The organism is Streptomyces sp. SM11, from assembly GCF_002910905.1.
Classification (GTDB): domain Bacteria; phylum Actinomycetota; class Actinomycetes; order Streptomycetales; family Streptomycetaceae; genus Streptomyces.
In genome coordinates, this window is record NZ_NEUE01000030.1 from 1 (window position 1) to 23685 (window position 23685).

22 protein-coding genes and 1 pseudogene are annotated in these 23685 nt (G+C 73.6%); 10 read left to right on the forward strand and 13 right to left on the reverse strand.

Going from position 1 to position 23685, the window contains the following annotated elements:
- From B9S58_RS01925 to B9S58_RS01935, 3 genes and pseudogenes are all read left to right on the forward strand, one after another.
- Positions 1 to 260, forward strand: a pseudogene (locus B9S58_RS01925) (glycosyltransferase); the annotation flags it as partial.
- On the forward strand, positions 257 to 964 hold the full coding sequence (locus B9S58_RS01930; protein WP_258044148.1) for a DUF2064 domain-containing protein: 708 nt from the start codon (positions 257 to 259) through the stop codon (positions 962 to 964). The pseudogene B9S58_RS01925 and the gene B9S58_RS01930, both read left to right, overlap by 4 nt.
- On the forward strand, positions 961 to 1884 hold the full coding sequence (locus B9S58_RS01935) for a bifunctional 2-polyprenyl-6-hydroxyphenol methylase/3-demethylubiquinol 3-O-methyltransferase UbiG (protein WP_103530417.1): 924 nt from the start codon (positions 961 to 963) through the stop codon (positions 1882 to 1884). Before B9S58_RS01930 ends, B9S58_RS01935 begins: the two co-directional genes overlap by 4 nt.
- Positions 1885 to 2278: 394 nt before the next feature.
- Here B9S58_RS01935 and B9S58_RS01945 read toward each other — a convergent pair whose 3' ends face one another.
- Entirely contained in the window at positions 2279 to 3550 is a 1272-nt protein-coding gene (locus B9S58_RS01945) for a molybdopterin-dependent oxidoreductase (protein WP_103530418.1), read from the reverse strand.
- Between the two features lie 162 nt (positions 3551 to 3712).
- Between B9S58_RS01945 and B9S58_RS01950 the strand changes: the two genes are divergently transcribed.
- Positions 3713 to 5152, forward strand: coding sequence for a hypothetical protein (locus tag B9S58_RS01950; RefSeq protein WP_103530419.1), 1440 nt, complete (start codon positions 3713 to 3715; stop codon positions 5150 to 5152).
- A 55-nt stretch (positions 5153 to 5207) separates the two neighbouring features.
- On the opposite strand, the gene kdpF is transcribed toward B9S58_RS01950, so the two are convergent.
- From kdpF to B9S58_RS01965, 4 genes are all read right to left on the reverse strand, one after another.
- Positions 5208 to 5297: a K(+)-transporting ATPase subunit F gene (gene kdpF, locus B9S58_RS01955; RefSeq protein ID WP_103530420.1), complete on the reverse strand. Its 90-nt coding sequence runs from the start codon at positions 5295 to 5297 to the stop codon at positions 5208 to 5210.
- Positions 5294 to 5467 carry a hypothetical protein gene (locus tag B9S58_RS37735; protein WP_181009147.1) on the reverse strand — a complete coding sequence of 58 codons (174 nt, stop codon included), beginning with the start codon at positions 5465 to 5467 and terminating at the stop codon, positions 5294 to 5296. Before B9S58_RS37735 ends, kdpF begins: the two co-directional genes overlap by 4 nt.
- A gap of 106 nt (positions 5468 to 5573) precedes the next feature.
- Positions 5574 to 7235 carry an ABC transporter permease gene (locus B9S58_RS01960; RefSeq protein WP_103530421.1) on the reverse strand — a complete coding sequence of 554 codons (1662 nt, stop codon included), beginning with the start codon at positions 7233 to 7235 and terminating at the stop codon, positions 5574 to 5576.
- Entirely contained in the window at positions 7232 to 8185 is a 954-nt protein-coding gene (locus tag B9S58_RS01965) for an ABC transporter ATP-binding protein (RefSeq protein WP_103530422.1), read from the reverse strand. The genes B9S58_RS01960 and B9S58_RS01965 overlap by 4 nt, the downstream gene beginning before the upstream one ends.
- A 125-nt stretch (positions 8186 to 8310) precedes the next feature.
- Between B9S58_RS01965 and B9S58_RS01970 the strand changes: the two genes are divergently transcribed.
- Positions 8311 to 8820, forward strand: a complete 510-nt coding sequence (locus B9S58_RS01970; protein WP_103530423.1) for a GbsR/MarR family transcriptional regulator — start codon at positions 8311 to 8313, stop codon at positions 8818 to 8820.
- Between the two features lie 119 nt (positions 8821 to 8939).
- Positions 8940 to 9521: a hypothetical protein gene (locus B9S58_RS01975; RefSeq protein WP_103530424.1), complete on the forward strand. Its 582-nt coding sequence runs from the start codon at positions 8940 to 8942 to the stop codon at positions 9519 to 9521.
- Positions 9522 to 9628: 107 nt separating this feature from the next.
- Here the strand turns inward: B9S58_RS01975 and B9S58_RS01980 are convergent, their stop codons facing one another.
- The 6 genes from B9S58_RS01980 to B9S58_RS02010 all read right to left on the reverse strand — a co-directional run bounded on the left by B9S58_RS01980 (position 9629) and on the right by B9S58_RS02010 (position 17323).
- A complete protein-coding gene (locus B9S58_RS01980) occupies positions 9629 to 12808 on the reverse strand; it encodes an error-prone DNA polymerase (RefSeq protein ID WP_103530425.1) in 3180 nt (1059 codons plus the stop codon).
- The gene (locus tag B9S58_RS01985; protein WP_103530426.1) at positions 12801 to 14351 is read right to left on the reverse strand and encodes a DNA polymerase Y family protein; all 1551 of its coding nucleotides are present in this window, start codon (positions 14349 to 14351) and stop codon (positions 12801 to 12803) included. The genes B9S58_RS01980 and B9S58_RS01985 overlap by 8 nt, the downstream gene beginning before the upstream one ends.
- Positions 14348 to 14956 carry a hypothetical protein gene (locus tag B9S58_RS01990; protein WP_258044149.1) on the reverse strand — a complete coding sequence of 203 codons (609 nt, stop codon included), beginning with the start codon at positions 14954 to 14956 and terminating at the stop codon, positions 14348 to 14350. The genes B9S58_RS01985 and B9S58_RS01990 overlap by 4 nt, the downstream gene beginning before the upstream one ends.
- 444 nt (positions 14957 to 15400) lie before the next feature.
- Positions 15401 to 16351: a bile acid:sodium symporter gene (locus B9S58_RS02000; RefSeq protein WP_103530442.1), complete on the reverse strand. Its 951-nt coding sequence runs from the start codon at positions 16349 to 16351 to the stop codon at positions 15401 to 15403.
- Positions 16352 to 16434: 83 nt separating this feature from the next.
- On the reverse strand, positions 16435 to 16650 hold the full coding sequence (locus B9S58_RS38625; protein WP_258044150.1) for a hypothetical protein: 216 nt from the start codon (positions 16648 to 16650) through the stop codon (positions 16435 to 16437).
- A 190-nt stretch (positions 16651 to 16840) separates the two neighbouring features.
- Positions 16841 to 17323, reverse strand: a complete 483-nt coding sequence (locus B9S58_RS02010) for a DedA family protein (protein WP_103530428.1) — start codon at positions 17321 to 17323, stop codon at positions 16841 to 16843.
- 513 nt (positions 17324 to 17836) lie between these two features.
- Here B9S58_RS02010 and dhaK point away from each other — a divergent pair.
- The 4 genes from dhaK to B9S58_RS02030 all read left to right on the forward strand — a co-directional run bounded on the left by dhaK (position 17837) and on the right by B9S58_RS02030 (position 20568).
- Complete coding sequence (dhaK, locus tag B9S58_RS02015; protein WP_103530429.1) at positions 17837 to 18829, forward strand: dihydroxyacetone kinase subunit DhaK; 993 nt, start codon at positions 17837 to 17839, stop codon at positions 18827 to 18829.
- Positions 18830 to 18944: 115 nt separating this feature from the next.
- On the forward strand, positions 18945 to 19556 hold the full coding sequence (dhaL, locus tag B9S58_RS02020; RefSeq protein ID WP_103530430.1) for a dihydroxyacetone kinase subunit DhaL: 612 nt from the start codon (positions 18945 to 18947) through the stop codon (positions 19554 to 19556).
- Positions 19553 to 19963, forward strand: a complete 411-nt coding sequence (locus B9S58_RS02025) for a PTS-dependent dihydroxyacetone kinase phosphotransferase subunit DhaM (protein WP_103530431.1) — start codon at positions 19553 to 19555, stop codon at positions 19961 to 19963. The genes dhaL and B9S58_RS02025 overlap by 4 nt, the downstream gene beginning before the upstream one ends.
- Before the next feature lie 101 nt (positions 19964 to 20064).
- Positions 20065 to 20568 (forward strand): NUDIX domain-containing protein, encoded by a 504-nt coding sequence (locus tag B9S58_RS02030; RefSeq protein ID WP_103530432.1) that lies wholly within the window; start codon positions 20065 to 20067, stop codon positions 20566 to 20568.
- Here B9S58_RS02030 and abc-f read toward each other — a convergent pair.
- Both abc-f and B9S58_RS02040 read right to left on the reverse strand, forming a co-directional pair.
- Complete coding sequence (gene abc-f, locus B9S58_RS02035) at positions 20502 to 22232, reverse strand: ribosomal protection-like ABC-F family protein (RefSeq protein ID WP_103530433.1); 1731 nt, start codon at positions 22230 to 22232, stop codon at positions 20502 to 20504. The two genes, B9S58_RS02030 and abc-f, sit on opposite strands and share 67 nt — an antisense overlap.
- A 360-nt stretch (positions 22233 to 22592) precedes the next feature.
- Positions 22593 to 23633 (reverse strand): NAD(P)-dependent alcohol dehydrogenase, encoded by a 1041-nt coding sequence (locus B9S58_RS02040; protein ID WP_103530434.1) that lies wholly within the window; start codon positions 23631 to 23633, stop codon positions 22593 to 22595.
- Between the last annotated feature and the right edge of the window lie 52 nt (positions 23634 to 23685).

Here is a 23685-nt window from a genome sequence, read left to right on the forward strand (position 1 = left end):
GCAGCGACCTGCTCGCCCTGGACCTCACCGACCGGCGCAGCGGCTATCCGCTCCAGATGGTGGTCCGGGCCTCGGACGCCGGGCTGCGGGTCGCCGAGAGCGACGTCCCCTACCGGCCGCGCACCGGGAAGTCGAAGGTGACCGGCACCTGGCGCGGGACCTGGCAGGCGGTGCGCGACATGCGGGGCGTCCTGCGCGAGCCACCGGCGGACCGCACGGCGGACGGGACGGCTCGCGCGGGGACGGGGGCCGTCCGATGAGCGCGTACGGAGACAGGGGGCGTCGGACGGGCCCGTACGGTGACGGGGGGCGTCCGACGGGCGCGTCCGGGCCCACGGAGTTGCTGGTCATCGCGAAGGAACCGGTGGCCGGACGGGTCAAGACCCGGCTCTGCCCGCCCTTCTCCCCCGCCGAGGCCGCCGAACTCGCCGCCGCCGCCCTCGCGGACACCCTGGAGGCCGTGCTCGCCCTCCCCGCCCGGCGGCGCGTCCTGGTCCTCGACGGGCGGCCGGGCCCCTGGATGCCGCCGGGGTTCGACGTCGTGCCGCAGAGCGCGGGCGGTCTCGACGAGCGTCTCGCGGCGGCCTTCGGCGGGTGTACGGGGCCGGCCCTCCTGGTCGGCATGGACACCCCGCAGATCACGGCCGCGCTGCTCGCCCCCGCTCTCGCCCCGGACGCCTGGGACGGCCCCGGGGCCTGGTTCGGTCCGGCCGAGGACGGCGGCTTCTGGGCCCTGGGCCTGGCGGAACCCGATCCCGCCCTGCTGCGCGGGGTCCCGATGTCCGTCCCGGAAACGGGTGCGGTGCAGCGGCGCAGGCTGGTGGAGGCGGGGCTCGCCGTGCGCGATCTGCCGGTCCTGGTCGACGTGGACACCGCGGCCGACGCCCACCGGGTCGCGTCGGCCGCGCCGGGCGGCCGGTTCGCCGCGGTGCTCGGTCGGCTGACCGGGGCGGGGGTGCGATGAGTACGACCGTGCCCTCCTCCGGGCTCACCGCACCGGCCCTCGCCGACTCCGCCGAAGCCCCCGATACGTACGAGGACGGCGAGGCGTACGAGGCTCCCGGCACGCACGAGGTGGCCGCTGACGGCGCGTACGGCTCCGGCACACCGACCCGGTCGGACCCGACCCGTACCGCTGCCTGGGGCGCCGACCCGTACGCCAACGCCCTGCGCACCGGCCGGGGTCCGCTCTTCCTCCGCCGCAGCGACGGCTGGCTGCTGCCCCTGGACGTGGAGCGCTGGTGCTCCGGCGCGGGCTCCGCCGACCTGTCCGCCCTGCACCGGTGCGAGGGGCCGGTGCTGGACATCGGCTGCGGGCCGGGACGGCTGGTCGCCGAGCTGGCCTCGCTCGGGCACCGGGCGCTGGGCATCGACGTCAGCGAGGCGGCGGTGGCCCGTACGCGCGGTCTTGGCGGCGCGGCGCTGCTCCGCAGCGTGTTCGACCCGCTGCCGGGCGAGGGCCGTTGGGGCACCCTCCTGCTCCTCGACGGCAACGTCGGCATCGGGGGCGACCCGGCCGCCCTGCTGGACCGGGCGGCCGATCTGCTCGGCGCCGACGGGCTGCTGATCGCCGAGACCGCCCCCGCCGACGTGGACGAACGGGTCCGGGTCCGTCTCGACGACGGCCGGGGCGGGCCGGACGGAAGGACCGCCCCCTCGGGCGACGGCGCGGCCGAGCCGTTCCCCTGGGCACGGATCGGGACGCCGGCCCTGCTGCGCCACGCCCGCGCGGGCGGCTGGCGTACGGCCGATCAGTGGGGTGCTGAGGGGCGGACCTTCGTGTCGCTGCGCCGTCCCGTGCGGGAACGGAGCGCCCGGACGGACAGCCAGAGCGCGGAGAGCGCGAACAGCGCGCCGGTGATCAGCAGCCAGTTGCCGAAGTAGACGTCCGGGGAGGTGCCGGCGGCGGCCTCGTACCGCCGTTCGGTCCGCCGGGCGATCAGCGGGAACCAGATCAGCAGGAGCAGCCCGGAGAGGAACGCCGGTACCCGCACGAAGTTCACCAGGGCCGGCCGGGGGCCGAGCGCGGCGCGCAGCACCCGGTCGGCCCCGGCGTACACCGGCAGCAGCACCAGGTCGTGCAGGACGGCGGACCCGGCGAACCAGAGCAGCACGCCGACGGTGTCCCCGTCCAGCAGCCGTACGCCCGCATAGCCGGCCAGGCAGAACGTGGCGGCGAGCAGGAGCAGGTGGAGCGGGCCCTCGCCGTACAGGCGACGGGGCGAGAAGCGCGGACGACGGGGCTCGGCGGGCAGGGGCGGTACGGCTCGGGTGGACATCACAGTTCTCCGAACGTCAGGGACTCGACCCACTTGGTGGCCAGCACCCCGGGCGCGGCGGGGACGATGATCCGGGCCGGGTAGCCGTGGTCGGGCGACAGCGGCGCGCCGTTCACCTCCAGTGCGAGCAGCGAACGGCCGTCGCGGACCTGGTTGTCGCGCAGCGCGGCCTTGCGGAAGGGGCCGCTGCGCTGGAGCGACTCGACGAACACACCGGGCGGCCGGTCCGGGTATCCGGCGAGCGCGGCCAGGTCGGAGAGCCGCACCCCGCGCCAGAGCTGGTCCGAGGTCGACCAGCCCTCCACGCAGGCGATCGGGAGCGCGGCGCCGTGCTGTTCCATGGCCAGCAGTTCGGCCCGGGAGAAGCGGAACTCCCCGGCCGGCCCCCGTACCGTCAGCCGCCAGCGCTCACCGGTGTCGGCGGGCGTGATCCGGACGGCGGCGGCGGTCTTGTTGATCTGGAAGGCGTTCGGTCCCGGCCCCGGGTCGGTGCCGCCGCGCGGGGTGAGGAGCGCGATGCGGCGCAGCGGCCCGTCGAAGCTGCGACCGGCCGAGGTGACCAGCAGCAGGAGCGACCCGGCCCCCACCATGGCCAGCGCGCCGCGCCGGGACAGGGTGGCGGGCAGCGGGTCGGGGGCGGCGAGGGTGTCCGGTTCGCCGCGCGGGATGCCGTTGCGCAACACCCGTACGGCCTGGGGCATCTTGAGCGCGACATGGGTGACGAAGCCGGCCAGGAAGACCCAGGCCCCGTAGAAGTGCAGCGTGTAGAACGACCCGGGGAAGAGGTAGTCCAGCTGGATGTTGAGCAGTCCGGTGAGGAACTCGAACAGCGCCCCGCCCACGAGCAGCAGCAGCGAGATCCGCTCCAGGGCGTGGCCCACGGAACGGGCGGGCGGCAGCGCGAAGAGCCGGGGGATCACCGACCAGAGCTTGGCGAGCAGGACGGGCACGAGCACGATGCCGACGGTGACGTGCAGGCCCTGGGTCAGCCGGTAGAGCCAGTGCGGGTTGGTCGGCCAGGAGAACAGGTAGAAGCCGAGCCACCCCTTACCCGGGGTCTTGTCGTTGACCCGGTTCAGGTCCGGGTTGTAGGCGGCGTACGAGAGCAGACCGGTGACGAACAGCAGCGTGAGTCCGGCGAGCAGGACGACGCCGAGCACGGCGGTGAAGCGCGTCCCGCGCACGGGGCTGCGCCAGAATCCCGGGTCGGCGGGCGTGCGCGGGGCGCGGAGGGAGGCGGGGAGGGAGCGGATGCGGCGACGTTCGGGCATGAGGCCGACGCTAAGCGGGAGACCCTGCCGGCGGGCGGCTGCGACTCCTGACGAATTTCTGACGTCCGGACGGCCGGCGTCAAATCTGACGGTTCGGTGACGCGGCCCGCCGTACCGCCCGATTGCCGCCCGATCGCCGTCCGATGTGCATAGCGTGCCAGCGTGAAGACCGAGGACGCCACCCCCACGGACACCGCCGGCGGCACGGGGCACGGCCCGCCCGCACCGCCGGACCGCAACCACGACCGCGCCCGGCGTGCGGGGCGGGCAGACCTGATGGCCGCCGCCGCGGGCGTGCTGCTGATCGCGGCCGCGGTGGCCGTCGGTCATGTCATCCAGAACCGGGACGGGAGTCTGCGCGCGCAGTGGCCGCCGCTGCTGGCCTCCTGGGACCCGCATCTGGGTCCGGGCACTCCGGCCGCCCTGATCATGGCGGTCCTGGTGGTCGCCTACGGCCCGACGCTCGCCGCCCGGCTGCCCTGGCGGGGGCTGCTGGCGGCGGCCTGGGCCGGGTCGATGGCCTGGGTCTGCTCGATGGCCCTGATCGACGGCTGGCACCGGGGCGTCGCCAAGCGGCTCACCACGAAGCACGAGTACCTGCGGGTCATCGACCGCTTCGAGGACATCCCCGCCACCCTGCGCGACTTCACGAACCACATCCTGATCGGCGAGCCCGGCAACTGGCCGGCCCATGTCGCCGGGCACCCGCCGGGCGCGACGCTGTCCTTCGTGTGGCTGGACCGCATCGGTCTCGGCGGCGGGGCCTGGGCGGCGCTCTGGTGTGTCGTGGTGGGCAGTTCGGCGGCGCTGGCCGTCCTGATCACCGTGCGCGTGCTGGCCGACGAGCGCCTGGCCCGCCGCGCCGCGCCCTTCCTCGTCCTCGCCCCGGCGGCCGTCTGGGCGGGCGTGTCGGCCGACGGCTACTTCACGGCGGTCGCCGCCTGGTCGGTGGCGCTGCTCGCCCTGGCCGCCACCCGCCGGGTCCGCTTCCCGGCCGCGGCGGCGCTCGGCGGGGGTCTGCTGTTCGGGTGGACCTGCTACCTCAGTTACGGGCTGGGGCTGATGGCGGCCGTGCTGCTGGCCGTGCTGGTGCTCGCCCGGACCGCCCGCCCGGTGCCGCTGTTCCTGCTCGGCGCGCTGGTGGTCCCGGTGGCCTTCACGCTCGCCGGATTCAACTGGTGGACCGCCTACCACCTGCTGGTCGAGCGCTACTACCAGGGCGCGGGCGGTGTCCGCCCGTACGGCTACTGGGTCTGGGCCAACCTGGCCTGCGCGACCCTCGCGGCCGGGCTCGCCGCCGTCGCCGGGCTGCGCCGGAGCGCGGTGGCCGCTCCCGGTGCCGTACGGGCGCTGCGGGGAGGCCCCGCGGCGGCCTCCCCGGAAGGGAAGCTGGCGCTGCTCGTCCTGGCGGCGCTGGCGGCGCTGCTCGTCGCGGACCTCTCCGGTATGAGCAAGGCGGAGACCGAGCGCATCTGGCAGCCGTTCCTGCTGTGGCTGCTGCCCGCGGCGGCGCTGCTCCCCCGCCGGAGGGTGCGGTACTGGCTGGTGGCGTCGGCCGTTCCGGCTCTGCTGATCAACCACCTTCTGTGGACGGGCTGGTGAGCGCCCAGCGCCGACACCTGGAGCACGTCAGCAAGAACGGGACTCATATCCGTACTCAGAACCTCTCCGGACGGAGGAGGGCGAGGACGAGACAACCCAGCAGGGCGGCGGCGACGATCAGCCCGATGATGTACTCCGCGGTCACAGCTTCGCCACCCCCTTGGCGATGAGGGACACGAGCGCGAATATCGCGACGGTGGTGACGACGAAGGCCAGATCGGCCATCGCATGCTCCTGGAAGAGTTCGGAAACGAACGGACTCCACGAGGAAAGCGCACACCGGGCGAAAAGCAGATGCCCTTTGACAGCGCCCATACGGAATGAGCCTCCGGAGCGTGGCGGGACGGGGCGCGCTCCCCGTCCCGTGCGGGGCGGGGAGCGCGCGCTCACACCTTCTGTCGCCGCACTTCTCCCCCGTGCGTCACTTGGTGTCCAGGTCCCGGCGGCGGAAGCCCGCCAGCCCGAGCAGGATCAGTCCGGCCGCGACGGCGGTCAGGGCGAGCAGCGGGGTCCAGTTCATCCCGGCGGCCGGGAGCTGGGGGACATGGCCGAAGGGCGACAGGGCCTTCGTCCAGTCCGGGAGTTGGAGGATCGGCCCCAGGTATCCGACGAGGAACGCGTACACGGGCACGATCCAGGCCGCCGCTCCCGCACGCGGGAACCAGCCGAAGAGCAGGACGGCCACGCCGACGGTCACCCACAGCGCCGGGGCGTAGGCGGCGGCCGCTCCGACGAGTTCGAGAACCAGGTCTCCGTCGCCTGCCGACGCCGCGCCCGAGAGGCCGAAGCCCAGCCCGGCGAGGACCATCAGCACCGTGCCGCCGGCCAGCGCGACGGCGACATGGCCGCCGAGCCAGCGGTCCCGGGAGAGGCCGGTGGCAAGCAGCGGTTCGGCGCGGCCGGCGTTCTCCTCGGCCCGCGGTCGCAGCGCTGCCATCACCACGTACACGGCGGCGACGACCGCGACGACCACCATCACCATGGATGCGAACGACTCGGCCACGGTGCTGCCGCCGATCTCCGTCAGCGCCTCCTGGATCTGATCGATGTCCTTCACCATGTCGGCGGCCTCGCCGAGGATCGAGCCGTACATCACGCCCATCAGGCACAGTCCGACGCCGAAGCCCAGCAAGGTCGCCCGGTGCAGGCGCAGGGCGAAGCCGAAGGGCCGGGTGAGCGCGTCGGACGCCGTACGCCGGCCGAGCCGCGCGGAGCGCAGGCCCGCGCCGACATCGCGCCGGGTGCTCAGCACGTAGCCGTAGGCCGCGGTCAGCGCGGCGAGGACCAGGCAGAGGGCCAAGGGCCACCACCGGTCGTCGACGAAGACGTAGGTGCGCTGGATCCAGCCGATCGGGCTCAGCCAGGACAGGGCGTCGTTGCCCACATCGCCGGAGGCCCGCAGCACGTAGGCGACGCCGATCACCGCGAGCGCCATGCCCGAGGCGCCCCGGGTGTGCGCGGTGATCTGCGCGGTGACGGCGGCGACCCCGGCGAAGACGAGCCCGATGGCGGCATGCGTGAGGCCGTACAGCAGCGCCCCGCCCGGGCCGATCCCGTCGATGCCGGTCGCGGTGAGCCCCAGGGCCAGCAGCAGGGCGAGCGCGAGGTTGGCGACGGCGGCGACCGCCAGCGCGGAGGCGAGGTGCGCGTGGTGTCCGACGACGGTGGAGCGGACCAGTTCGGCGCGGCCGGTCTCTTCCTCGTCGCGGGTGTGCCGGGTGACGGTCAGGACGCTCATCAGTCCGACCAGGATCGCCATGAAGCCGAGCATGTGATGACCGAGCATCGCGCCGGCGGTGTAGTCGGAGAGATAGTGACGGGGGCCGGTCATGGCGAGCGCGGCCGGACTGTCCATGGAGCTGACGGCCGCGGCGCGCTCTTCGGGGGTGGAGTACAGCGTCTTGTACTGGGCCGCCGTGATCAGCGTGCCCAGGGTGAGGGCGAGCAGCCATACGGACATGCGGACGCGGTCCCGGCGAAGGCCGAACCGGACCAGGGTCCCGGTGCCGGTGAAGGCGTCGGGAACGATCCTGGCGGGCGCGGACCTTCCGGAGGCGTCGAGCGGTGCGGCGGTGCTGGTCATCGGGCAACGCCACCGTCTGCACCGGAGGAACCGGTGTCGCCCTGTCCCGCACGGCCGTTGGACGCGAGTTCGTCACCGTAATGACGCAGCATCAGCTCTTCGAGCGTCGGCGGATGGCTGGTCAGGCTCCGGATGCCGAACTCGCCGAGCCTGCGGATCGCGGCGTCGAGGTGTGCTCCGTCCACGGCGAAGTTCACCCTCCGGTCCGTCACCCGCAGTTCGTGCACCCCGGACATGGCGTCGAGTCCGGTGGCCGGGCGTTCGGTCTCGGCTTCGACGTTCGTGCGGGTGAGGTGGCGCATCTCGCCGAGCGTGCCGGACTGCACGGTGCGGCCCTGGCGGACGATGCTGACGCGGTCGCAGAGCTTTTCCACCTGGGCCAGGATGTGGCTGGAGAGCAGCACGGTCTTCCCCGCGGCTTTCGCCTGGAGGATGACGTCCTGGAAGACCACTTCCATCAAGGGGTCGAGGCCCGCCGTGGGCTCGTCCAGGAGCAGCAGTTCGGCGTCGGAGGCGAGCGCGGCGACGATGGCGACCTTCTGCCGGTTGCCCTTGGAGTAGGCGCGGCCCTTCTTGGTCGGGTCCAGGTCGAACCGGTCGATGAGTTCATCGCGCCGCCGCCGGTCGAGGCCGCCGCGCAGCTTCGCCAGCAGGTCGATGGCCTCTCCGCCGGTGAGGTTCGGCCACAGCTCGACGTCCCCGGGTACGTAGGCGAGCCGCCGGTGCAGCTCGACCGCGTCCCTCCACGGGTCCTTGCCGAGGAGTTGGGCGCCGCCGGAGTCGGCACGCAGCAGCCCGAGCAGGACGCGGATCGTCGTGGACTTGCCCGCTCCGTTGGGTCCGAGGAAGCCGTGGACCTCGCCGGCTTCGACGGCGAGGTCCAGGCCGTCCAGGGCGTGCGTCCGACCGAACGACTTGTGCAGTCCGGTGACAGTGATTGCCTTCTTCATGTTCCGAACGTACGCTTCTTTCAGAAATGTGTGAAGTTAAGAAAGCGTATGAATCCTGGCTAGACTGGCCGAAGGCGCGGGCGGTACACGAGCGTCGGGAACCACAGGGACCGGAGAGTCGGAACATGGATGAGAGGCGGGAAGAGAGCCGCGTGGACGGCAGCGACGACGGTGCGGCAGGCTCCCGGTTCGTGGAGCGCTTCGCCGCCCAGCTGGTCCAGGCGGGGATGGCGCGTATGCCGGCCAGAGTCTTCGCCGCGCTGCTGTCCTCGGAGCGGGGTGCCCTCACCTCCGCCGAACTGAGCGAACGGCTGAAGATCAGCCCGGCAGCCGTATCGGGAGCCGTCCGCCATCTCGCCCAGGTCAATATGGTCAGCCGCGAGCGGGAGCCGGGGTCCCGGCGTGAGCGCTACCGCGTACAGAGCGACCAGTGGTACGACGCGCTGCTCGAACGGGACGCCCTCCTGAAGAACTGGCAGGCCACCCTGCGGGAGGGCGTGGACCACTTCGGCCTCGACACCCCGCAGGGACGCCGGATCAACAACACCCTGGAGTTCTTCCGGTTCCTGGAGAAGGAGCTCGGGTCAATGATGCAGCGCTGGGCCGCGCACCGGGCCGAACACCTCAACGGCTGACCCCGCAAGGAATTCCCACGGGGACCCTGTGAGTAGGAACACGGACCGGGAGGTCCCTTGTTGATGGCACGGCGCATGACCGCTCCCCTCGTCGGGGCGCTCCTCACCGTACTGGCCGGTTGCTCGGGAGCTCCGCGGGGAAGACCGACGCCTCACCGGAACCGAAGACGAAGGGGATCAGGACCGCCGCCCAACTCGGCACACTGTGCTCGAACTTCGAGTCCGGCCACCCCAAGGCGACGAAGTACTCCGGTAACGGGCCGCACCGAGTGGCCGCCTTCCGCGGCGGATACGAGACCGACAAGGACATGGGCCGCGGCTGGATGCTGCAGAAAGACGTGAAGTTCGACGGGTTGCCGGGCACGGTCCGTACGACCCCGGTCTCCGAGATCGAGTTGCTCGCCTGCGCCAGGGAGGAGCCCGGCAAGGAGCGGCAGCGCGACTGCAAGTACACCGAGTTCGGTCAGCGGAGTACGCAGCGGTCCTATCCGCTGTATTCCCAGACGTTCACCTACACCGTCCACGAACTGCGCACGGGCCGGGTCGTGGACACCATGACGAGGACCTCCACGGCGAGCTGCCCCGCCAGGATCAGCTCCTCCGGGGGCGGGTCAGGACGTCCGGGCAAGGTGTACGCGCAGATATCGCGCTGGGATACAACGCGTGTTCTGAAGCCCGTGGTGGAGGGCCCTGCCCGCTGACGCCCGGCGAGCTGTCCCTGCTGCGACCGGACGGCATGAGGCGGCGAACCCGGTGCAGATGGGCGAACCCGCGCTCCACGAACCAGCGTCGGGTGCCCGTACCGGCCCTAGCGTCGCCCGACGTGGCGCCGGGGAACGGGCCCGGCCACGGTGAGCGCCTCCACCCGGCCGACGGCGACGTTGACCGTGCCGTCGGAGCGCTCGATCCGGCCGGTGACGAGGACGGCGGGGGCGTCGAGGAGGGTGCGGTGGCAGCGGTCCCAGACGTGCGGGGCGAAGACGAGGTTGATCATGCCGGTCTCGTCCTCGATCGCGCCGAAGGCCACGCCGTGCGCGGTCGGGGGGCGTTGGAGGTACTTCGGCAGCCCGCCGATCCGGACCGGGGCCCTGTCGGGGAGGGTGCGGGCGGTGGCCGTGGGGAGTGTGCCGAGACGGTCCAGGTGGGGGCGGATGTGCTGGACGGGGTGGGCGGTGGCGCTGGCGCCGGTGGCGGTGATGTCGGCGGTGGTCTCCTCGGCGGTGGTCATGGAGGTGAGTTCGGGAGCGGTCACGGGGGTGGCGAGTCCGGGGAGCGGGGGCTGGCGGGTGCGGCCGGGTGCGGTGCCGGCGCTCCACAGGGCGGTGCGACGGTGCCCGCCCAGGCCGTCGAGTGCGCCGGCGGTGGCCAACTGCTCCAGGACCCGGGCCGGTAGACGGGTGCGGGCGGCGAAGTCGTCCAGGTCGGTGAACGGCCGCTCCGTGCGGAGGGCGACGATCTCCTCGGCGGCCTGTTCGCCGAGGCCGGTGATGCTGGTCAGGCCGCGACGGATCGCCGGGGGCCGCGCACCGGGTGCCGCGCTGGGTGTCGGGCCGGGCGTCGCCCCGGGCGTCGGGCCCGGTTCGAGGGTGGCGTGGACGTGGGAAGTCAGGACGGCGGGTCCGCGGACGGTGATGCCGTGGCGTACCGCGTCGCCGATGAGGGTCTGGGTGTCGTAGAAGCCCATCGGCTGGTGCGCCATGATCGCCGCGACGAGCGCGGCGGGATGGTGGCGCTTGATCCAGGCGCTGGCGTAGATGAGCCCGGCCATCGACTGGGCGTGGGACTGCGGGAACCCGTAGTCGGAGAAGGCCTCGATCATCGAGACGATCTTCTCGGCGGCGGCCGGGGGGATGCCGCGCCCGGCCATGCCGGTCAGCAGGCGGTCGCGCATCGCGGCGACCTTCTCCGGGGCGTGCTTGGCCGCCATCGCCTTCCTGAGCCGGTCGGCCTCACCCGGGCTGAACCCCGCGCAGTCGATCGCGAGTTGCATGGCCTGCTCCTGCCAGAGGGCGACGCCGAGGGTCGGCTCCAGCGCGGCTTTCGCGAGCGGGTGGGGGTATGTCACCGCCTCCTCGCCGCGCCGTCGGCGGAGCAGGGGGTGTTTGCTGCCGGCCTGGATGGGGCCGGGGCGGATGATGGACGCGGCGACGGCCAGGTCCTCGAACTTCGTCGGCCGCAGTTGGGGAAGGGTGGAGATCTGGGCACGGGACTCGACCTGGAAGACACCGATGGTGTCTCCGTTCGCGATCATCTCGTAGACGTCCGGGTCGTCCTGGGGGATGGACGTGAGGTCGTGGCGGACGCCGTGGTACTCGTGGATGAGGTCGCAGGCGGTGTGGAGGGCGGACAGCATGCCGAGACCCAGCAGGTCGATCTTGATGAGCCGGGCGGCGGCGACGTCGTCCTTGTCGCCCTGGAGGACGCTGCGGCCCTCGGCGGTCGCCCACTCCACGGGCATGATCTCGCCGATGGGCTGCCGGGTGAGGACCATGCCGCCCGAGTGCACCCCGAGGTGCCTCGGGAGGGTGTGGAGCTGGGCGGCGAGGTCGCGGACGTCGTCGGGGAGCCCGGTGTCGGGGCCGGGCGGGGTGTGGTGGATGTGCCGGGTCATCTCCCGGGTCTGCGCTTCAGGGTAGCCGAGGGCGCGGGCGGCGTCGCGGACCGCGAGCCGCGGTCGATAGGTGATCATGTTGGCGACCTGGGCGGCGTGCCGACGGCCGTAGCGGGTGTAGACGTACTGGATGACTTCCTCGCGGCGCCCGGACTCCAGGTCGAGGTCGATGTCCGGCGGGCCCGCCTTCTCCAGGGACAGGAACCGCTCGAAGAGCAGACCGTGCCGGAGCGGGTCGACGGCGGTGATGCCGAGGACGTAACAGATCACGCTGCTGGCGGCCGAGCCCCGGCCCTGACACCAGATCCCCTGGTCGGCGGCGTGCCGGACGATGTCGTGGACGATCAGGAAGTAGCCCGCGAGCCCGAGTCCGGCGACGAGTTCGAGTTCGTGGTCGAGCTGCCGCCACGCCGCCCCGGCCCCCGGGTCGGCGCGGGGGCCGTAGCGGTCGGCGCAGGCGGCCTCGGCGCGGTCCCGCAGCCACGAGTCCTGCGTATGCCCTGCGGGCACCGCGAACTCCGGGAGTTCGGGGCGCAGTTCGCCGAGGTCGATCACGCAGGCACGGCCCAGGGCGACGGTGGCGTCCGCGACGCCGGGATACCGCGACAGGAATGCCGCCCGCTCGGCCCGGGGGCGCAGATGGGCGGTCGGGGCGGCCATCAGATGTCCGGCGGCCCGGTCCAGGGTCTCGCGGCGGCGCAGCGCGGTGAGCGCCTGTGCCACGCGGGCCTGGCGGGGGGCCGCGTAGTGCACGGCGCCGGTGGCCACCACGGGGACCCCGATCCGGTGGGCGGCCACCCACATCGCGTCGGCGGCGACCGAGTCCTCCGGGAGCCGGTGGTCGACCAGCTCGGCGTGCGTGCCGCCCGTACCGAAGACGTCGGTCAGCCGGGCGAGCCGGTGGGCGACGGCGGCGACGTCGCACCGGTCCGTGCCCGGCGGTGGGCAGCCCGGCAGGACGGCCCAGTGCCCCGCGGCCGCGGCACGGGCCACCTCGTCCAGGTCGTAGACCGGGGAGTTCTTCGACCCGGCGAGCTGCGCGGCGGAGATCACCGCCGACAGCAGCCGGAACCCCTCCACGGTGCGGGCGAGCACCACCGGCGTTCCCAGTACGGGGTCGCCGAGGGTGAGTTCGGCGCCGTGGACGGTGCCGATCCCGTGCTCGCGGGCGGCGGTGTGCAGGCGGCGCGCGGCGTAGAGGCCGTCCGTGTCGGTCACCGCCAGCACGCCGATGCCGAGCCGGGCGGCCTCGGCGACCAGGTCCTCCGGCCCGCTCGCCCCCCGGAGGAAGGAGAACGCGCTGTGCGCGTGCAGCTCGGCCCAGCCGTCCCCCTCCTCCGGGCGGTCGGCGGTGGAGAGGCGCAGGAGTTCACCCATAGTGGGCCTCCACCCACCACCGGCCCCGGTCGACGAGCAGCAGCCACGCATGCCCGTCGTCCGTGGTGACCTGCATCCGGGCGATCCGCCGGCCGCCGTCCCGCGCCCACCACTGCTCCAGCACGGGCCACGGCCCGGCCCACCCGTTCACCCCGGCCCGGCGCCGCCCGTCGACCGAGAGGAACGCGGGCTCGGCCGACAGCTCCAGCCGGCCGGCCACGCCGACCGGTACACCGTCGGGCCCGGTCAGCCGGGCCGGTCGCCGTACCGGATAGACCGCCGCCGGGTGCGGGGCGGGCAGCCGCCCCGGCCACGGACCGCTCGCGGCACCCGCGCCGTCGTCGGGAACGTCTCCGACCGGGACGAGCCGGATCCGGTCGCCCGGCCCCCGGCCGTCGGCCTCGACGATCCGGGTGACCGCCCGGTGCCCGAGCACCGACTGCACCCGGGCGGCGGCCCGCTCCACCTCCACCGGCGTGTCCCGCTCCCCGTCGAACGCGCCCTGCGAGCCGGTGTCCGGAGAGATCCCGTCGGGGCGCAGGGCGAGGCGGCGGATTCCCGGTTCCCCGCCGCCGGCGTCCAGCAGGCCCGTCTCGGACCAGGCGGCCAGCACGCCGCGCACGCGCTCGGCCACCGCCCGGGAGGACAGCCGCCCCTCGTGCCGGAAGGTCCGGGTCAGAATCCGGCCGTCGGCCGTCTCGATCACGGCCTCCACCCGCCCGCACACCGCCCCTGCCGCCGCCAGACGCTCGTGCAGTTCGTCCGCGAGCGCGACCGCCACGAACACGACCGCGTCCGTCTGCTCCTCCGGGACCTCGAACAGCCGCTGCGCCGTGTGGTCCTGGACCGCGGTCCGTACGGACACCGGCCGGGCCGACCCCCCACGGGCCACGCGGTGGGCACCGATCCCCTCCGGGCCGAGCCGCTCCGCGACCCGGCCCGCCGGCAGCCGTGCGAAGTCCCCGACGGTACGGATGCCGAGCTGCTTCAGCAGTTCGGCCAGGCCGGGCACGCCCAGCACGCCCACCGGGTACGGGGACAGGAACGCGGCGTTCCCGTCCGCCGGAACGATCACCCCGTCGCCCCGGCGGGCCGCGAGCGCCGCCACGAAAGTGCTGTCGGCGATCCCGGTGCGGGCCGGCAGCCCCAGTTCGGCGACGGTGCCGGCCAGCCGTACGGACAGCTGCGGCTCGCCGCCCCAGTACCGCGCGGCCCCGCGCGCCGGGGCGGCGATCAGCCCGGGACGGATCACCTCCAGCCGCGGAACCACCTCCGCTTCCACGCGGTGCACCACCTGCTCGAACATCCTCACCTCGGCGGCGAGGTCCCGCTCGACGACCCGCAGCCCGGGACACCGGGCCTGCGCGGCCCGCAGCCGCATGCGCCGCCGGACCCCGGCCGCCCGCGCGGCAGCGGAGCACGCCACCACCGCGCCCCGGTGCACCACCGCCACCGGTGCATCGTCCTGCGCACCGCACGCCAGCACCGGGAAATCGGGCACCCAGACCACAACCACCCGTACGGAACCGGATGCCCCGGTCATCCGACGACGCGGAGGTCCGCCCGCGCCCCGCTCTGCACGGCCTCCGCCGCCTCCCGCTCCACCACGCCCACCAGACCGTCCGGGCCGGGCAGCCACAGCTCCGCGCTCCGCGGCGCCGAGGCCGCGCCGCGCCCGCCCGCCGTCACCGTCACCCGGCGGCCGCGCAACAGTCCGTGCCCCCGGCCCACCCCGGCCCAGCCCACCGGTACGACCTGGAGCTGCACGTCCGCCCCGGGCCACCGGCCCACCGCCAGCAGCACCGCTCCGCTGCGCCGCATCACCGCCCGCAGCCGGCGCAGCGCCCGCTCCGGCACCCGTACCGAGGCGCCGACGAGCACCACCGGCACCGACTCCAGCAGCACGGCGAGCACCTGGGCCGCACGCGGCCCCGGGTCGCTCACCACCAGGCCGGTGGCCAGATCCAGACCTGCCTGCGCCGCTGCCAGCCCGCCCAGCTCGGGCACGCCCACCGCCGCCCACGCCACCGACTCCGCAGCCGCCAGAGCAGCCAGCGCCAGCAGCAGCGGCAGATCCCCGCCCGCGCCCACCGCGGTACCAGGGCGAATACCTCCTCCCGGCAGCAGACCGGAAAGTGGCGACGCCACCGCACCGGCTCCCGCGCCCTGCTCCTCGACTACCTGCTGACCTATCCACACACTTCGATATTCGCTCGAACGTTCGAATAATTCAAGCCAGGCATATAGGCGACGGCACTCGATCTTCAGATCCGGGACGGAGGCTCGACCGGCACGGCTACGCAGGTACGGGAGGAGTTGCATCCGGTGCCTGGGCACAGGTCCACCGGCGGAAGCGTCCCCACCCGGGGACGTGACGACGGGAGCGAGCGCGACGGCCGAGCCGGCCCGGGTGCCTCCGTCCCGCACCCTGCCCACTGAGGAGCGGCCACTGCGGATCGCCGAGTGGGACGCGGTGACCATGCTGCGGGTGATCAAGGCCGCGCAGCGCCTCGGATACACGCCGGCCCCTGCCGCCGGCCTCCGCCCGCGCCGGGGGCGCGGGTGCGGGTGCGGGTGCGGGTGCCGGGCGGATCAGCCCCGGAGCGGTAGCAGCCGGGGCACGGCCCGGACGTAGACCACCATGCCGATCACCTCGACCAGGGTCTGGGTGACCACGACCACCGCGGCGACGGCCAGCGCGTCCGGCAGTGCCAGGGCAAGGGGCAGGACGACCAGGGAGTTGCGGGTCGCGCCGGTGAACACGATCGCCCTCCCGGCCGGAACGTCCAGGCGGAACAGGCGGGCGACGCCGAGCCCGGCGAACGCCATCACGACGAGGAACGCGACGTAGAACGGCACGACACGGCCCACGTCCCCCAGGCTGCCGGCGTCGCCGAGCTTCGGTGTCTGGGAGGCGACCACGGTGAGCAGGACGGTGGCCATCAGCGGCACCATGGTCGTGCCCATCGCGTCGGCGGTCTTCTGCCCGGCCGGGCGGCGTGCGGCCCACACCTGGGTGAGCCAGGCCAGCGCGAGCGGGATGACGATCAGCACGACGAACGCCTCGACGAACGGTCCGGCCTCCACCACGTCGGCCAGGTCCGGTCCCATGAACAGGAACAGGCAGACCGGCAGCAGCACCATCTGGGCGAGGAGCAGCAAAGGGGTGGCGGCGAGCAGGCGTTCGCTACTGCCGCCGACGAGTCCGCTGAAGACGATCACGTAGTCGACGCACGGGGCCAGGAGGACCAGCAGCACGCCGAGGCGGACCGCCCGGTCGTCCGGGAGGAAGGTGAACATCGCGGCGACCACCAGCGGCACCACGACGAAGTTCACCACCAGCGTCGCGGCCAGGAACCGGCACGCCCGCACCGAGCGGAGCAGCCCCGCGGCGGGCACCTGCAGGAACGTCACGTACAGCAGGGCGGCCAGCACCGGGTTGATCGCGTGCTCCAGGCCCGGCCCCGCACCGGGCGCGGCCCGGCCCACCAGGCCCCCGGCCGCCAGGGCCCCCACGTAGACGGCGACCTGATGGCGCTCCATGGCTGCGACCAGGCCGGACGGTGACGACAACGTACGTACTCCTTGCACGGGGCGGCGGGCGAGAAGGGTGGTGGCCTGTGCGATCACACCGCGGTGGTGAGCAGCTCCGCGAGGAGGGGGGCGTCCTCGTCCGGGGCGGGGACGCCCGGATGCCGGACCGGGCCGTCGAGGTGGAGCCGGAAGTCCGGGGCGGGACAGTACTCGCGCCCGGCGGCGAGAGCGGCGCTCTCGTAGAAGCGCAGGGTGGTGGCCGGGACGCCGCCGCGCGCGGCGAGCCGGGAGATCCGTATCGTGCTCACGCCGCGACCGTAAACCTTTCACCCGACTGGAAGGTCGAACATTCCACGGTGACGCAGCGATCCGGCCCACGCCCAGCAGGCCGGAACGGTCCCTCGGGGCAGACCCGGATGAGCGCTTCAGTCGGCGCGGCGGGGCCGGGAGGCCGCGCGTGATTCGCCCGCCGCGGAATCAGCCCCTTGCGGGGCGGGTTCACGACGCGTCGGCCGCGGTGTCGCCGGAGGACGGGACCGCCCTTCTTCTGCGGTACACCACCACCCCGCACACCGCGAGGAGGGGGACGACCACGGCGGACACCCCGAGGGCCGTCCGCTCGGCGAAGAGCCTTCCCAGCACTTCGAGCACGCCGAGCCCCGCAGTGGCGTAGATCAGTGCCCAGGCCGCTCCGCCCACGAGCAGGGCAGGGAGGTAGCGCGACAACGGCATGCGCATGCTGCCCGCGAGAAAGTTGGCGGCGGTCTGGAAACCGACCGTCAGGAACGAGACGGCCACCACCGGCGCCCCCCACCGCTGGATCGCCCGCTCGGCACGCCCGAACTTCGCCGAGGAGATCCGCCCGGCGAACCGGCTGCGCCGGGCACCAGCACCGGTGAGCCACCCGACGGCGAACGTCCCTCCGGCGCGAAGCAGGACGATGACGTACAGCGCTCCGGCCGCGAGCGCGATCTTATCCACGACGCCTCGCCCCGGGCGCCGACGCAGAACCCGCGTTCCCCGTCACCCTTACCCGCACGGGCGTTGCCGCCCCACCGGGCGCATGACGCACACGAGCCCGGTCACCGTCTCTCACTTGCGCCCCGCCTCTGCCTGTTCCGTCCGCCGGGTCCCACCTGCGGGCACCGGAACCCGAGCCCGCACGCCCAGGTCCACACGCCAGGCAAGGCCAGCCTAACCGAACGCGCATGCGGCGAAGGCGAGACGCCTGGTCGCCCGGCAGCAGTGTGGTGAGAACAGGAACGCGCAGCAGCGAGATCCCGAGGGCTCGGCATTCCCGCCAGGATCGGAAGCCGCGTCCTAGAGTCGGAGGACGATCAGTCAGAAAAGCAGCAAGCAGTCAGTGCCAGTACCAGTGCCGCCACGGTACGTGATCGACCGCCGTGGACCGCCAGGACCACCCACTCTTCATCTCGTCCCACCAGGTAGAACGCAGGTCACGAAGCCCTCTGCTACGCCCGCTAGGAGACAGCCATGAAAATGCTGATCAACGTTCCCGAGACCGTGGTCGCCGATGCCCTGCGGGGCATCGCGGCCGCACATCCCGAGCTGACCGTCGATGTGGAGAACCGGGTCGTCGCCCGGCGGGACGCACCCGTGGCGGGGAAGGTGGGCCTCGTCTCCGGGGGCGGTTCCGGGCATGAGCCGCTGCATGCCGGGTTCGTCGGGCCCGGGATGCTGTCGGCCGCCTGTCCCGGGGAGGTGTTCACCTCCCCCGTGCCGGATCAGATGGTGCGGGCGGCGGCCGCCGTCGACAGTGGGGCGGGGGTACTGTTCGTCGTCAAGAACTACACCGGTGACGTGCTCAACTTCGAGATGGCCGCCGAGCTCGCCGAGGACGAGGGGATCCAGGTCGCCCAGGTGGTGGTGGACGACGACGTGGCCGTGAGCGACAGCACGTTCACCGCAGGGCGGCGCGGTACGGGAGCGACACTGTTCGTCGAGAAGATCGCCGGAGCACTGGCGGACGAGGGCGCTCCGCTGGAGCGGGTGGCCGCAGTCGCGAGGCAGGTGAACGGGGCCTCGCGCAGCTTCGGGGTGGCGCTCGGCGCCGTCACCACGCCGGCCAAGGGCAGCCCCACCTTCGATCTGCCCTCCGGGGAACTGGAGTTGGGCATCGGGATCCATGGGGAGCCGGGGCGTGAGCGGCGCCCGATGATGACGTCCGGGGAGATCGCCGACTTCGCCGTGAACGCGGTGCTGGAGGACCTGCGGCCCACCGGTCCGGTGCTGGCGCTGGTGAACGGCATGGGGGCGACACCGTTGCTGGAGCTGTACGGGTTCAACGCCGAGGTCCACCGGGTCCTGTCCGAGCGGGGCGTTCCGGTGGCTCGTACGCTGGTGGGGAACTACGTGACGTCGCTCGACATGGCAGGCTGCTCGGTGACACTGTGCCAGGTCGACGAGGAGCTGCTGCGCCTGTGGGACGCCCCCGTGCGGACGGCCGCGCTCCGCTGGGGCTGCTGAGCCGCCGGCCGGCTCCCGTGACCGGGTGCGCGACCCCGGTGCGGGGTCGGTCGGCCGTACTGCCCGTGCCGCCGGGACGATCCGTTCCGGGCGGGACCGAGGAACAGGAGATCATGTGCTCGACACCGACTTCCTCCGCCGCTGGATGACCGCTGTCGCGGCGTCCGTGGAGCGTGAGGCGAACCATCTGACCGAGCTGGACTCGGCGATCGGGGACGCCGATCACGGCAGCAACCTCCAGCGCGGCTTCACGGCGGTGACGGCAGTGCTGGAGAAGGACGCGCCCACCACTCCCGGTGCGGTGCTCACCGTGGCCGGACGGCAGCTCATCTCCACCGTCGGCGGGGCGTCCGGTCCGCTGTACGGGACGTTGCTGCGCCGTACGGGCAAGGCCCTGGGGGACGACGCCGAGGTGACGCAGGAGCAGTTCGCCCAGGCGTTCGCGGCGGGGGTCGCCGCGGTGGGGCAGCTGGGCGGCGCCCAGGCCGGGGACAAGACGATGCTCGACGCACTGCTGCCCGCGGCGGAGGCCCTCGCCGCCTCGTTCGACGGCGCCGCGAACGCGGCCCGTGCGGGCGCCGTGGCGACGGTGCCGTTGCAGGCCCGCAAGGGCCGGGCCAGTTATCTCGGCGAGCGCAGCATCGGGCATCAGGACCCGGGCGCGACCTCGGCGGCGCTGCTGGTCGAGGCCCTGGCGGCGACCGCGGCGGACGGAGCGGGCTCGTGAGCGGCGAGCGGCAGGTGGGCATCGTGCTGGTCTCCCACAGCGGTCCGGTCGCCGAGTCGGTCGCCGAGCTGGCCCGGGGCCTTGCCGCCGGAGGGGTGACCGCGCCGGTCGCCCCGGCCGGCGGGCTGCCGAACGGCGGGCTCGGGACGAGCGCGGAACTGATCGGCCGGGCCGCCGCCTCGGTGGACCGGGGCGCGGGCGTCGCGGTCCTGGTGGATCTGGGGAGCGCGGTCCTCACGGTGAAGGCCATGCTCGCCGAGGGCGACGAACTGCCCGAGAACACACGGCTCGTGGACGCGCCGTTCCTGGAGGGCGCGGTGGCCGCCGTGGTGACCGCCTCGTCGGGCGGCGACCTCGCGGCGGTGGAGGCGGCGGCCTCGGAGGCGTACGGCTACCGGAAGGCGTAGGGGGTGTGCCGTCGCGGGGGCGGGACGCCATGCGGGCGTTCCCCGCCCCCGCGTGACGCCCCACGTGGCGCCTCGCACTCCGCCGCAGCAGACTTGACGGCATGTCGACAGGCAGGCGCAGTGCGGGGCTTCTTCTCTTCCGGGTCACGGACGGCGGGGACGAGCGGGATGTCGAGGTGCTGATCGGGCACATGGGCGGGCCGTTCTGGGCGGGGCGGGAGGCGGCCGCCTGGTCGGTGCCGAAGGGCGAGTACGGGCCGGAGGAGAGCGCGGAGGCGGCTGCCCGCCGGGAGTTCACGGAGGAGCTGGGGGTGCCGGTCCCGCCGGGCGGCATGATCGCCCTGGGTGAGTCACGGCAGCGCAGCGGCAAGACGGTGACCGTGTGGGCCCTGGAGGCGGAGCTGGACGTGGCGTCCGTCGTGCCGGGGACGTTCACGATGGAGTGGCCGCGCGGGTCCGGCGCGCAGCAGGAGTTCCGGGAGATGGACCGGTTCGCCTGGTGCACGCCGGAGCAGGCCGCCGAGCGGCTGGTGGCCGGTCAGCGGGTGTTCGTCGACCGGCTGCGCGCTCGGGTACGCGGGACGGCCGCCTCCCCCGACGCGTAGGCCGGTGCCGCGTCCGCCGGGCGACCGGCCCGCAGTTCCAGGACGTCGCCGGTGAAGCGGGCCCGGAACCTGCGGTCGTGTGAGACGACGACGACCGCGCCCCGGTACTGGTCGAGGGCCTGCTCCAGTTCCTCGACCAGGCTCAGCGCGATGTGGTTCGTCGGCTCGTCCAGCACCAGCAGATCGGCCGGCCGGGCCACCAGCCGGGCCAGGGCCAGCCTGCGTTGCTGGCCGACGGAGAGGGACGCGACGGGCACGTCGAGGTCCTCGGGGCGGAACAGGCCGAGGGCCAGGAGCTCGTCGGTGTACTCGTCGGGGAATCCGGGGCGGCCCGCCGCGAAGGTGGCGAGCAGGGTGCGCCGGGTCGGCCGGGCGGGCAGTTCCTGCGGGAGGTAGCCGATGCGGGCACGACGGGTGACCGTGCCCGCGTCGGGGGCCAGGTCGCCCGCGAGGACCCGCAGCAGGGTGGTCTTCCCGGCCCCGTTCTCGCCGGTCACCAGGAGGCGGTCTCCTGATGCCACGCGCAGGGAGGGGAGGCGGAGGCGGTCCCCGACGGAGACGGCGTCCAGCTCGACGAGCGTCCTCGCGCGGTCCGCCGTGCCGGCCCCGGTGGCCACGGCCGGGCGGCCGGTGAAGGCGAGCGGGCGGGGCGGGGGCGGCACGGGAGACCTGCGCAGGACGTCCAGCCGGGTCCGGGCGGCCCTGACCCGGCCGGACAGCTTGGCCTCGTGCGAGCGGCGGTGCTTGCCGAAGCCCTGCCTCGGGTCCCCTCCGGTGGCCGCGAGCCGCGCTCCGGCCGCCTCGACCAGCTCCTCGGTGCGGGCCAGGTCCGCCAGGTACTCCTCGTGCTCCTGGGCCCAGCGGCGGCGGGCGGCGGCCCTGGCGGTGCGGTAGCCGTCCCAGCCGTCCCCGTACCGGCTGACCGTGCGCAGGTCCCGGTCGACCTCCAGGATCACCGAGGTGACGCGCTCCAGAAACGCCCGGTCGTGGGTGATCGCCACGACGGTGCCCCGGTGGGCGCGCAGGTGGTCCTCCAGCCAGCCGACGGCGCGGGCGTCGAGGTGGTTGGTCGGCTCGTCGAGCAGCAGCAGTTCGGGGGCTGCGGCCAGGACGCAGGCGAGGGCGAGCCGGGACTGCTCGCCGCCGGAGAGCGTGGCGAGGGCGCGGTCCCGGGTGAGGTGGGCGAGTCCGAGGCCCTGCAGAGCCGCTTCGGTGCGGGCGTCCGCCCGGTAGCCGTCGCGGTCCTCGTAGGCGGCGAGGAGGTCTCCGTACGCGGCGAGTTCCGCGTCGGTGGGCCCGGGGTCGCCGGGCTTCCGCTCCGAGAGACCTGCCTCCGCCTCGCGGATACGGTGTTCGAGGCCGCGCAGTTCGGCGAGTGCCGCGTCGACGGCGTCCCGCACGGTGTCGGCAGGGTCGAGGCCGAGGGTCTGCGCGAGGTAGCCGGTGCCGCCGGGGAACCGGACGGTGATCTCTCCGGTGTCCGGTTGTTCCGCTCCGGCCAGCAGCCGGAGCAGGGTGGACTTTCCGGAACCGTTCTCGCCGATGACGGCGGTCTTCTCACCGGGCCGGACGGTGAGGGTCACCTGGTCGAGTACGGAGCGGTCCCCGTACGCCTTGGAGACGTCCTTCATGGCCAGTTGAGCGCGGTCGCGCTGGGGGTGCATGGGTGCCTTTTCCCTGGGTGACGGCCCGCGGCGGCGCGCACGGAGGCGCGGCGGCGGGGCGTGGATGCCGGACGGCGAGGGGACGGCGGCGGGCGCGCGGGGTGACGTCGAGGTCACCGGGGCGGCTCAGTAGACACGCGTGGTGCGGCGCGCGGCGGCTGTCCGGGCCGGGAATCAGCGGAAGAAGTAGAAGCGGTACGAACCCATGTCGGCCAGTTTAACGGCGGCTCGCTGGCCCTGCCGAGAATTTCCGCCCGCCCCGGCGGCGACCGCCGGGAAGGAACCGGGGGCCGCCGCCGTGCGGACGGGCGGGCAGGCAGGCGGACGAGCGGACGAGCACAGCCGGAGGGGCGGGAGGATTCAGCCGCCGGGGAGGATGACGGCCCGGCCGTTGATCCTGCCGTCGTGCAGGCGCTCATAGGCCAGCGGGGCCTCGTCGAGGGAGTACGTCTCCACATGGACGTCCACCGCCCCGGCGTGGGCCAGGTCGAGCACCTCGGCGAGCTCCTTGCGCGAACCCCAGTAGGGGGCGCAGACGTTGGCTCCGTACGGAAGCGTCCCGAAGCCGACCGGGAGCGCGCCGCCGCCGATGCCGACGATGGTGACGTCGCCGTCCACGCGGGCGACGGCTCCGGCGGTCCCCACGGTGGGCGGCGCTCCGACGAAGTCGAGAACCACATGGGCGCCGAGCCCGCCGGTCAGTTCCATGACCCGGGCGGCCGCCTTCTCGTCGGAGAGAACGGCTTCGTGCGCGCCGACGGTCCTGGCCAGGGCCAGCTTGTCCTCGGTGACGTCGAGGGCGATCACCCGGGCGGCCGTCATGGCGCGCAGCAGCTGGATCGCCACGTGGCCGAGTCCGCCGGTGCCGATGACGACGGCGGTGGAGCCGGGCACCAGCTTCGCCAGGGAGCGGACGATCGCGTGGTACGGGGTGAGTCCGGCGTCGGTGAGGGGCACCGTCTTCACCGGGTCGAGGTCGCCGATCGGGATCAGGTGGCGGGGGTCGTCGACGATCATGTACTCGGCCATCGCGCCGGGTGCACCGAGTCCGGGCGGCATGATGCCGAGCTCCTTGGCGCGCAGGCAGTAGTTCTCCTTGCCCTCGGCGCAGTTCACACAGGTGCCGCAGCCCCAGGGTCCGTACACCGCGACGGAGTCGCCGACCGCGAAGCCGTCGACGCCGTCACCGAGGGCGGCGACCGTGCCGACGCCCTCGTGGCCCAGGGTGAGGGGCAGTGAGAAGGGAATCTGGTCGGCGGGCCAGCTCATCACGGCGATATCGGAGTGGCAGACGCCCGCAGCGGTGACCTTCAGCAGGACCTGGCCGGGGCCGGGCTCGGGGTCCGGGACGGTGACCACCTCGGGGGCGGCGCCGACGGCTCGGTACTGAACGGCTTTCATGGGGTTTTCCTCGCTTCTTCCTTGTTCTCTCTGTCGCCCCGTGTGCTCTGTG

Bases quoted from the DNA above. Each gene is read 5' to 3' on its own strand.
- B9S58_RS02040 (WP_103530434.1), bottom strand. From the start codon at position 23,633: ATGAAAGCCGTTCAGTACCGAGCCGTCGGCGCCGCCCCCGAGGTGGTC.
- B9S58_RS01970 (WP_103530423.1), top strand. From the start codon at position 8,311: ATGGATGAGAGGCGGGAAGAGAGCCGCGTGGACGGCAGCGACGACGGT.
- B9S58_RS01935 (WP_103530417.1), top strand. From the start codon at position 961: ATGAGTACGACCGTGCCCTCCTCCGGGCTCACCGCACCGGCCCTCGCC.
- B9S58_RS01965 (WP_103530422.1), bottom strand. From the start codon at position 8,185: ATGAAGAAGGCAATCACTGTCACCGGACTGCACAAGTCGTTCGGTCGG.
- B9S58_RS01960 (WP_103530421.1), bottom strand. From the start codon at position 7,235: ATGACCAGCACCGCCGCACCGCTCGACGCCTCCGGAAGGTCCGCGCCC.
- abc-f (WP_103530433.1), bottom strand. From the start codon at position 22,232: ATGCACCCCCAGCGCGACCGCGCTCAACTGGCCATGAAGGACGTCTCC.
- B9S58_RS01985 (WP_103530426.1), bottom strand. From the start codon at position 14,351: ATGACCGGGGCATCCGGTTCCGTACGGGTGGTTGTGGTCTGGGTGCCC.
- B9S58_RS02030 (WP_103530432.1), top strand. From the start codon at position 20,065: ATGTCGACAGGCAGGCGCAGTGCGGGGCTTCTTCTCTTCCGGGTCACG.
- B9S58_RS01945 (WP_103530418.1), bottom strand. From the start codon at position 3,550: ATGCCCGAACGTCGCCGCATCCGCTCCCTCCCCGCCTCCCTCCGCGCC.
- B9S58_RS01980 (WP_103530425.1), bottom strand. From the start codon at position 12,808: ATGGGTGAACTCCTGCGCCTCTCCACCGCCGACCGCCCGGAGGAGGGG.
- B9S58_RS37735 (WP_181009147.1), bottom strand. From the start codon at position 5,467: ATGGGCGCTGTCAAAGGGCATCTGCTTTTCGCCCGGTGTGCGCTTTCC.
- B9S58_RS01930 (WP_258044148.1), top strand. From the start codon at position 257: ATGAGCGCGTACGGAGACAGGGGGCGTCGGACGGGCCCGTACGGTGAC.
- dhaK (WP_103530429.1), top strand. From the start codon at position 17,837: ATGAAAATGCTGATCAACGTTCCCGAGACCGTGGTCGCCGATGCCCTG.
- B9S58_RS02000 (WP_103530442.1), bottom strand. From the start codon at position 16,351: ATGGAGCGCCATCAGGTCGCCGTCTACGTGGGGGCCCTGGCGGCCGGG.